The sequence below is a fragment of the uncultured Pelagibacterium sp. genome (assembly GCF_963972885.1).
Classification (GTDB): domain Bacteria; phylum Pseudomonadota; class Alphaproteobacteria; order Rhizobiales; family Devosiaceae; genus Pelagibacterium; species Pelagibacterium nitratireducens.
The window spans coordinates 25116-32295 of sequence record NZ_CAXAXY010000026.1 but is presented as its reverse complement, the minus strand read 5'-3'; the positions used below and the strand labels follow the sequence as shown (position 1 = coordinate 32295).

At 60.7% G+C, this 7180-nt stretch carries 12 protein-coding genes; 7 read left to right on the top strand and 5 right to left on the bottom strand.

The window, feature by feature from the left end; genetic code table 11:
• The first annotated feature begins 17 nt into the window (after positions 1–17).
• From AACZ55_RS06670 to AACZ55_RS06645, 6 genes are all read left to right on the top strand, one after another.
• Complete coding sequence (locus tag AACZ55_RS06670; RefSeq protein ID WP_339644442.1) at positions 18–461, top strand: DUF305 domain-containing protein; 444 nt, start codon at positions 18–20, stop codon at positions 459–461.
• Between the two features lie 5 nt (positions 462–466).
• Positions 467–1114, top strand: a complete 648-nt coding sequence (locus AACZ55_RS06665) for a hypothetical protein (protein ID WP_339644440.1) — start codon at positions 467–469, stop codon at positions 1112–1114.
• A 70-nt stretch (positions 1115–1184) separates the two neighbouring features.
• Entirely contained in the window at positions 1185–1352 is a 168-nt protein-coding gene (locus tag AACZ55_RS06660; RefSeq protein WP_339644438.1) for a hypothetical protein, read from the top strand.
• 16 nt (positions 1353–1368) lie between these two features.
• On the top strand, positions 1369–1860 hold the full coding sequence (locus AACZ55_RS06655) for a MaoC family dehydratase (RefSeq protein ID WP_339644436.1): 492 nt from the start codon (positions 1369–1371) through the stop codon (positions 1858–1860).
• Positions 1857–2408 (top strand): MaoC/PaaZ C-terminal domain-containing protein, encoded by a 552-nt coding sequence (locus AACZ55_RS06650; RefSeq protein ID WP_339644434.1) that lies wholly within the window; start codon positions 1857–1859, stop codon positions 2406–2408. Before AACZ55_RS06655 ends, AACZ55_RS06650 begins: the two co-directional genes overlap by 4 nt.
• Positions 2405–2758 (top strand): DUF423 domain-containing protein, encoded by a 354-nt coding sequence (locus AACZ55_RS06645; protein ID WP_338609715.1) that lies wholly within the window; start codon positions 2405–2407, stop codon positions 2756–2758. The genes AACZ55_RS06650 and AACZ55_RS06645 overlap by 4 nt, the downstream gene beginning before the upstream one ends.
• 12 nt (positions 2759–2770) lie before the next feature.
• Here the strand turns inward: AACZ55_RS06645 and AACZ55_RS06640 are convergent, their stop codons facing one another.
• Entirely contained in the window at positions 2771–3175 is a 405-nt protein-coding gene (locus AACZ55_RS06640) for a helix-turn-helix domain-containing protein (protein WP_339644432.1), read from the bottom strand.
• A gap of 89 nt (positions 3176–3264) precedes the next feature.
• Here AACZ55_RS06640 and AACZ55_RS06635 point away from each other — a divergent pair, with 89 nt between their 5' ends.
• Entirely contained in the window at positions 3265–4107 is an 843-nt protein-coding gene (locus AACZ55_RS06635; protein WP_339644430.1) for an SDR family oxidoreductase, read from the top strand.
• Between the two features lie 31 nt (positions 4108–4138).
• Here the strand turns inward: AACZ55_RS06635 and AACZ55_RS06630 are convergent, their stop codons facing one another.
• The 4 genes from AACZ55_RS06630 to AACZ55_RS06615 form a co-directional block, all read right to left on the bottom strand.
• Positions 4139–4672 carry an adenine phosphoribosyltransferase gene (locus AACZ55_RS06630; protein WP_339644428.1) on the bottom strand — a complete coding sequence of 178 codons (534 nt, stop codon included), beginning with the start codon at positions 4670–4672 and terminating at the stop codon, positions 4139–4141.
• A gap of 71 nt (positions 4673–4743) precedes the next feature.
• Complete coding sequence (locus AACZ55_RS06625) at positions 4744–4947, bottom strand: hypothetical protein (protein WP_339644426.1); 204 nt, start codon at positions 4945–4947, stop codon at positions 4744–4746.
• Positions 4948–5075: 128 nt separating this feature from the next.
• Positions 5076–5900 carry a cytochrome c1 gene (locus tag AACZ55_RS06620; protein ID WP_339644424.1) on the bottom strand — a complete coding sequence of 275 codons (825 nt, stop codon included), beginning with the start codon at positions 5898–5900 and terminating at the stop codon, positions 5076–5078.
• A gap of 22 nt (positions 5901–5922) precedes the next feature.
• Positions 5923–7176, bottom strand: a complete 1254-nt coding sequence (locus AACZ55_RS06615) for a cytochrome b N-terminal domain-containing protein (RefSeq protein ID WP_338609709.1) — start codon at positions 7174–7176, stop codon at positions 5923–5925.
• Positions 7177–7180 lie beyond the last annotated feature (4 nt).

The window sequence follows — 7180 nt, the reverse complement described above, 5'->3', positions numbered from 1 at the left end:
AAAAAGGAGAGAGCACAATGGCCCATTACGTTCGTTTCCTCGCCATGATCGCCACCTCGACGCTGGTGATGTTCGGGCTGATGTATCTCAACACCTACGCCCTCGATCACATCTTTTTCAGTGAGACCCGCGCCTATATGGCCCTGCTGATGGGGGCCACCATGGCAATCGTCATGCTCAGCTTCATGCTGGGCATGTACAAGAACACCGCGCTCAATATTTCCATTTATGTCGTCGCGATATTGGTCTTTGCCGGATCGCTCTATCTGGTTCGCTCGCAGGCCACGGTCGATGACGTCTCCTGGATGCGCGCGATGATCCCGCACCATTCCATCGCCATCCTCACCAGCGAAAACGCCAATCTTTCCGATCCCCGTGTCCTCGATCTCGCCAGCCGCATCATCGAAGCCCAGCGCAGCGAAATCGATGAGATGCAGGCCCTGATCGCCGATCTGGAGTGAGTGAAATGACATCCGCACACAAAGACCTGATCGACGCGCTGCTCGATAGATACGGGCAGACCTATTGCGACCAATTGCATATCCCCATCGCCGACAACACGCCCTCTCCCCTGTTCCGCTGGCTTTGCGCCTCGATCCTGTTCAGTGCCCGCATCGGCGCGGCCCAGGCGCTCGAGGCCGCTGCCGCTCTGGCCGACGCTGGCTGGACGACGCCGGAAAAACTCAAGGCCGCGACATGGAAAGAGCGGGTCGATGTACTCAACAAGAATGGCTATGCCCGGTATGACGAAAGCACATCGCGCATGCTCGGCGACACCGCCGATTATCTGATTGAAACCTATGATGGCGACCTGCGCGCCCTGCGCAAAAAGGCCGGCCGGGACGAGGCCGAAATGCGAAATGCGCTCAAGGCGTTCAAGGGACTTGGCGACGTTGGGGTCGATATCTTCTTTCGCGAAGTACAGACCGCCTGGGGCGAACTCTATCCCTTCGCAGACAAAAAGAGCCTCGACGCCGCCCGAGAACTTGGATTGCCCCATACGGCGCAGGGATTGTCCAAACACGTGGCCGAGGCTGATTTCCCGCGCCTCGTAACCGCATTGGTCCGCGCCAGCCTGGACAAATCCATCGGGGACATCCGGCAGGCGGGCTGATCCGCGCGACACTTATCCCGCCACGCGGCGAATCGATTATCGTGCCCTGCCTGGTGCGGCAGGAGAGGTTATGAAATTCGATCTGGCACTGGTCTCGCCGCCGCTCAAAACCATCATGGGCAAATATCTGCGCTCGGCACAGGGTCCGATCGGGGACCTTATGGCTTGTGCGCTGTTTATAAGCGCCGCCTTCGTGCCCCTTGCGTCGCCAATGCCCATGGGGCACAATCGGTGTTGACGTTAAGGATAACAAAGTGACCAATCCGATAACAAAAGATCGGCGCCATTTCGAGGATCTGACGGTCGGCGAGACCATTCCCCTTGGGCCGCGCACCGTCAGCAAGGCCGACATCATCGAATTTGCCACCGAGTTCGATCCCTTCCCCTTCCACCTCGACGAAAAGGCCGCCCGCGAAAGCCTGCTGGGCGGACTGGCCGCGAGCGGCTGGCAGACCGGAGCGCTCTCGCTGCGCATGCTGGTCGATGCGTTCCTGTCAAAGATCGCCTCAATGGGCGGGCTGGGCTTTACCGACCTCAAATGGAAGCGTCCCCTGATGAAGGGCGACACGCTGTCGGGCACAGCGACAGTTACCTCGCTGCGCCGCTCGGCCAGCCACGCCAACATGGGCATCCTCACCATCGATTTCGACATGCGCAACCAGAAGAACCAGCAGGTGATGACCCTCACGCTCACCAATCTCGTTGAAGTGCGCAACCCGGCAGCCATGACCGAGGCTGCGCAATGACCCGCTGGTTCGAGGACGTTCAGATCGACATGCCCTTCGATCTGGGCACTCATACCTTCACCGAGGATGAGATCATCCGCTTCGGCACGCTTTACGATCCGCAGTATTTTCACACCAACCCTGAAGCGGCGGCGCAGTCTCATTTCGGCGGACTGGTCGCTTCGGGCTGGCACACGGTCAGCGTCGGACACCGGCTGATGGTGGACCGCCTCGTGGCCGAGGAAGACGTGGTGCGCGCCGAAGGGGGCGAACCGGGCGTGTCCGGACCCTCGCCCGGCGTCAATCGTATGGACTTCAAGGCACCGGTCCGACCGGGTGATACCGTGCGCTACACCCTGACCGTCACGGGAAAGCGCCGGTCCAATTCCATTCCCGGCTGGGGTCTGCTGTTCAACCTGCTCGAGGCGCACAACCAGCATGGCGACCTTGTCTATTCGGCCGACCTCGTGGGATTCTCGAAGCTGCGCGATTACAGGATGCCCCTCAGGGTGCGTGCCATGCTGGCGCTGACCAAGGTGCCCGGGCTCAAGGCTCTGGTGCAAAGATGAGCCCGCTCGAGCGCATCGCCATCGCCTTTGCCGGCCTGCTCGGCGCATCCGGGGTCGCCGCTGCGGCGGCATCGTCGCACGCTGGCGCTGCGCTGCTCGGCCCCTATTCGCTGATCGCGCTGAGCCATGCGCCGGCCGTTCTCGCTCTGGCGCTGGCCCGATTGCCGCGTATCTTCAACTGGGCCCTGATTGCGCTCATGGCGGGCGCGGGGCTGTTCTGCACCGATCTGGCGCTGCGATATTTCGCCGGCGGCTCGCCTTTGCCCTTGCTGGCGCCTGCCGGCGGCATGGCGCTGATCCTGGGCTGGCTGCTGCTGATCATCGCAGGGCTTTTCGGCAGACGAGACTGATCGGAGCGCCCCCTATCGGGTGCCCTTTTCCGCCCAGACGGCGCCGATCCGCGGCATGCTGGTTTCGATCCAATCGGCCAATCCGCCCACCTTTTCGGCGGCCTCGCGCCCCAGCGGCGTGAGGCTGTATTCGACATGGGGCGGGACGACCGGATAGGCGCGGCGATCCACCATGCCGTCATCCTCGAGCCATTGCAGGGTCTGAGCCAGCATGCGCTCGCTCACGCCCCCGATCTTGCGGCGCAATTCGGAAAACCTGTGAGTGCCCCCCAAAAGCACGATAAGGACCAGCACCCCCCACCGGCTGGTGAGATGCTTGAGCACTTCGCGTGATGGGCACGCCTCGGAAAACAGTTGGCCCCGTTCCATGGCATGCGCCAGAGGCCCGCTGGTGACCTGACTGTCCTTGGCACTCATTTGATACTTACCTTTGCGTACGTACTTACTTTTTGTAAGTGTTCACTTTATATCGGTCGACGCAACACGACAACACTGGAGTTGATCTCATGTACGCAGTCACCGGAGCCACCGGCCAGCTCGGCCGTCTCATCATCGCGGCACTCAAGGAAAAGGGCCTTGGCGACCAGACAGTCGCGCTGGCGCGCGACCCCGCCAAGGGCACCGATTTGGGCGTCACCACGCGCCCGTTCGATTACGATAAACCCGAAACGCTCGAGCCGGCCCTTAAGGGCGTCGAAAAGCTGCTGCTGGTCTCGGGCAGCGAAGTGGGCAAGCGGGTGCCCCAGCACAAGGCCGTCATCGATGCCGCCGTTCGCGCCGGGGTGAAGCACCTTGTCTATACAAGCCTGCTGCATGCCGACACCTCCGAGATCGTTCTTGCGCCAGAACACCGCGAGACAGAATCTGCGCTCAAGGCTTCCGGGCTCGATTACACAATCCTGCGCAACTCCTGGTACACAGAGAACTACACGGGCAATCTCGGCGGAGCGCTCGCCAACGGCGCGATCATCGGCTCGGCCGGCCAAGGCAAGCTCAACACCGCCAACCGTGCCGATCTGGCCCAGGCGGCCGCCAATGTGCTGACCGCTGACGGCCATGCTGGCAGGATCTATGAGTTGGGCAATGATCAGCCCTATACGCTGGCAGATCTCGCCGCCGAGGCTTCACGCCAGTCGGGCAAGACAATCGTCTATACCGACCTGCCCAAAGCCGAATACGCGAAAATTCTCGAAGGCTTCGGCCTGCCTGCACCCGTGGCAGACATGCTGGCCGACAGCGACGCGAAAGCGGCAGAGGGCGCGCTTGCAGACGATAGCGGCACACTGGGCAAACTGCTCGGCCGACCGACCCAGACGCTGGACCAGGCTGTCGCCGAAGCGCTCAAATAACGATGATCGAGAGCGGCCAAAAAGGCCGCTCTCAGTGCCCCTCGAACGTCATCAGTGCCTCGACCCTGACGCCATGGGCGCGCAATTTCTGGGCGCCACCGATGTCGGGGAGATCGATGACAAACCCTGTGTGCTCGACCCTGGCCCTGGTCCGTCGCAACAGGGAGACGGCCGCAATTGCAGTTCCACCCGTGGCGATAAGATCGTCGATTAGCAACACATTGTCGTTTTCATCAACGGCATCGGCATGAATTTCGATGGTGTCCACGCCATATTCGAGCGCGTAGTTCTGTCCGATCGTCTCACCGGGCAGCTTGCCGGCCTTACGCACCGGAACAAACCCCACGCCAAGCGCGATGGCGACCCCGGCCCCGAAAATGAAACCCCGCGCCTCGATACCGGCCACCTTGGTGATCCCCAGACCACGATGCGCCGCCGCCAGCCGCTCGCAGCTTTCGCTGAACCCGGCCGAATCCTCGATCAATGATGTGATGTCGCGAAAGATGATGCCGGGCTTGGGGTAGTCGGGAATCGAGCGCACGAGTGCCTTGAGGTCGGTGGCCATGAAACAGAGCTCCGCAGGACGAATTCAAATGGAACGGGATTGAAGCGCGACTCTAGCCGGAAACGACAGGCTCAGAAATAGCGATTGGGAGGGACGACCCTGGCCGTCATCTCTCCTGCCTTGCGCGCGGCGCGCTTGGTCGCCTCAAAGGCAGCCTGCCTGCGTTCTTCGGAAACCAGATTTGGCGCGGCCTTGATGGCCGAGCGAACCACCGGGCTGCGGCTCGCCGCAAATGCCAGAAAAGCCGCCGTTTTGGCCACTCGAAAAACCGACATCGTTCTCCTCCAATCGATCCCGATTGAGATTGCAGCGTCAAGGCCACCACAATGAAGACTTTGACGGTTGCGGACAAGGGCGAAAATTTCCGCAACAAAAAGGGCCCCGCAGGGCCCTTTTCAAATGGCTAGTGGGCATCGCGCCAGATGCGGCGTTTAACCAAATACATCAGAATGGACAGCCCGATCAGGAACAGGATCACAACAAAGCCTGTCGACTTGCGCGAAACCATGTGCGGGTCTGCCGTCCACTGCAGGAAGGCCGCGACGTCCCTGGAATACTGCTCGACCGTCTCGGGCGTCGTCTCATCGGAATAGGACACAATGCCGTCCGAGAGTGGCGGTGCCATGGCGATGAAATGACCCGAGAAATATTCGTTGTAGCTGAGGCCAGGAGCAACCTCGACGCCCTCGGGCGCTTCCTCATAGCTGGTCAGCAGATTGTAGATATAGTCCGCCCCCGCTTCCTGATAGGCGGTGAAGTAGTTGAACACCCACCAGGGGAAATCCATGTGGATGCCGCGCGCCTTCGCCATCAGTGAAAGGTCGGGGGGCGCTTTGCCACCGTTGGCTTCGGCAGCGATCTGCTCGGACGGGAACGGGTGCGGCCAACGGTCGGCCGGCACGCCTTCACGCTCTCCACCTTCCGCCAGCTCATCGGCGACAGTGTATTCGGCAGCAAGGGCCCGAACCTGATCTTCGCTGTAATGGGGACCACCCTCCTCGGCCAGATTGCGGAACGAGATGTATTCCAGCGCGTGGCAGCTTGAGCAGACCTCGCGATAAACCTGGAAACCGCGGCGAAGCTGGTTCTGGTCGTATGTGCCGAACACGCCGGCAAAGCTCCAGTCCTGCTGATCGGTGTGCGGATACTCTTCAGCGGCCTGCACGCTGGCGCCACCAAGCGCAAATGCCGCAACGGCGAGTACGCCAAGGATCGTCTTTTTAAGCATTATCGTTGTCCTTCGCGCCTTATCAGCCATTCGCCTTGCCCAGCACGCTTTCCGAAATGCTGGCCGGAAGCGGCGCCGGCTTTTCGATGCGTCCCAGGATCGGGAGAATGATGAGGAAGTAGCCGAAATAATAGGCCGTGCAGATCTTGGCCAGCAGCACGTAGATGCCTTCGGCCGACTGCGCACCCAGATAGGCAAGCGCAATGAAGTTGATCACGAACAGCCAATAGAACGGGCGGAACAGCGGGCGGAACGAGCCCGAGCGCACCTTGGAGGTATCGAGCCAAGGCACCACGAACAGGATGAGCAGCGAGCCGCCCATCGCAATGACGCCGCCAAGCTTGGAGTCGATGAACAGCACGTTGAAATCGATGGCGCGCAGCATCGTGTAGAACGGCAGCAGATACCATTCGGGAACGATATGTGTTGGCGTGACCTGCGGATTGCCCGGAATGTAGTTGTCCGCGTGACCCAGAATGTCGGGCGCAAAGAACACGAACCAGGCGAACGGGATGAGGAACACCACGAGCGCGAACATGTCCTTCATCGTGATGTAGGGATGGAAAGGCAGCGTATCGCGGCTTTCCTTCACGTCCACGCCGGTCGGGTTGTTGTTGCCTGGCACATGGAGAGCCCAGATGTGCAGCACCACGACGGCGGCGATGATGAAGGGGATGAGATAGTGCAGCGAGAAGAAGCGGTTCAGTGTGGGATTGGCCACCGAGAACCCGCCGAGCAGCAGGGTCTGGATGGCTTCACCGACAAGAGGGATCGCCGAGAAGATGCCGGTGATGACCGTCGCGCCCCAAAGGCTCATCTGCCCCCAGGGCAACACATAGCCCATGAAGGCCGTCGCCATCAAAAGGATGAACAGGATAACGCCCAGCATCCAGATGACTTCGCGCGGCGCCTTGTAGGAACCGTAATAAAGGCCGCGGAAGATATGGACATAAAGAGCGGCAAAAAACATCGAGGCGCCCACCGCGTGGGTACCCTGGATGATGCGCCCGAAATTGACGTCACGCCGGATGTGTTCGACCGAGGCGAAGGCCAGGTCCACATGCGGGGTATAGTGCATCACCAGAATGACACCGGTGACGATCTGGACGACCAGCATGAAGGTGAGGATGGCGCCGAAAGTCCACCAGTAATTGAGGTTCTTCGGCGTTGGGTAGTCCATCAGATGTTCTTTGGAGAACCTGATGATGGGAAGGCGGTCATCGAGCCAGCGCTCGATCCCGGTGCCCGGCGTATAGTTGCCAGCGTGATTGGCCATGCCC

Excerpts from the sequence above, each read along its gene's own strand:
- AACZ55_RS06670 (WP_339644442.1), top strand. The coding sequence starts at position 18 with ATGGCCCATTACGTTCGTTTCCTCGCCATGATCGCCACCTCGACGCTG.
- AACZ55_RS06665 (WP_339644440.1), top strand. The coding sequence starts at position 467 with ATGACATCCGCACACAAAGACCTGATCGACGCGCTGCTCGATAGATAC.
- AACZ55_RS06660 (WP_339644438.1), top strand. The coding sequence starts at position 1,185 with ATGAAATTCGATCTGGCACTGGTCTCGCCGCCGCTCAAAACCATCATG.
- AACZ55_RS06650 (WP_339644434.1), top strand. The coding sequence starts at position 1,857 with ATGACCCGCTGGTTCGAGGACGTTCAGATCGACATGCCCTTCGATCTG.
- AACZ55_RS06645 (WP_338609715.1), top strand. The coding sequence starts at position 2,405 with ATGAGCCCGCTCGAGCGCATCGCCATCGCCTTTGCCGGCCTGCTCGGC.
- AACZ55_RS06640 (WP_339644432.1), bottom strand. The coding sequence starts at position 3,175 with ATGAGTGCCAAGGACAGTCAGGTCACCAGCGGGCCTCTGGCGCATGCC.
- AACZ55_RS06635 (WP_339644430.1), top strand. The coding sequence starts at position 3,265 with ATGTACGCAGTCACCGGAGCCACCGGCCAGCTCGGCCGTCTCATCATC.
- AACZ55_RS06630 (WP_339644428.1), bottom strand. The coding sequence starts at position 4,672 with ATGGCCACCGACCTCAAGGCACTCGTGCGCTCGATTCCCGACTACCCC.
- AACZ55_RS06625 (WP_339644426.1), bottom strand. The coding sequence starts at position 4,947 with ATGTCGGTTTTTCGAGTGGCCAAAACGGCGGCTTTTCTGGCATTTGCG.
- AACZ55_RS06620 (WP_339644424.1), bottom strand. The coding sequence starts at position 5,900 with ATGCTTAAAAAGACGATCCTTGGCGTACTCGCCGTTGCGGCATTTGCG.
- AACZ55_RS06615 (WP_338609709.1), bottom strand. The coding sequence starts at position 7,176 with ATGGCCAATCACGCTGGCAACTATACGCCGGGCACCGGGATCGAGCGC.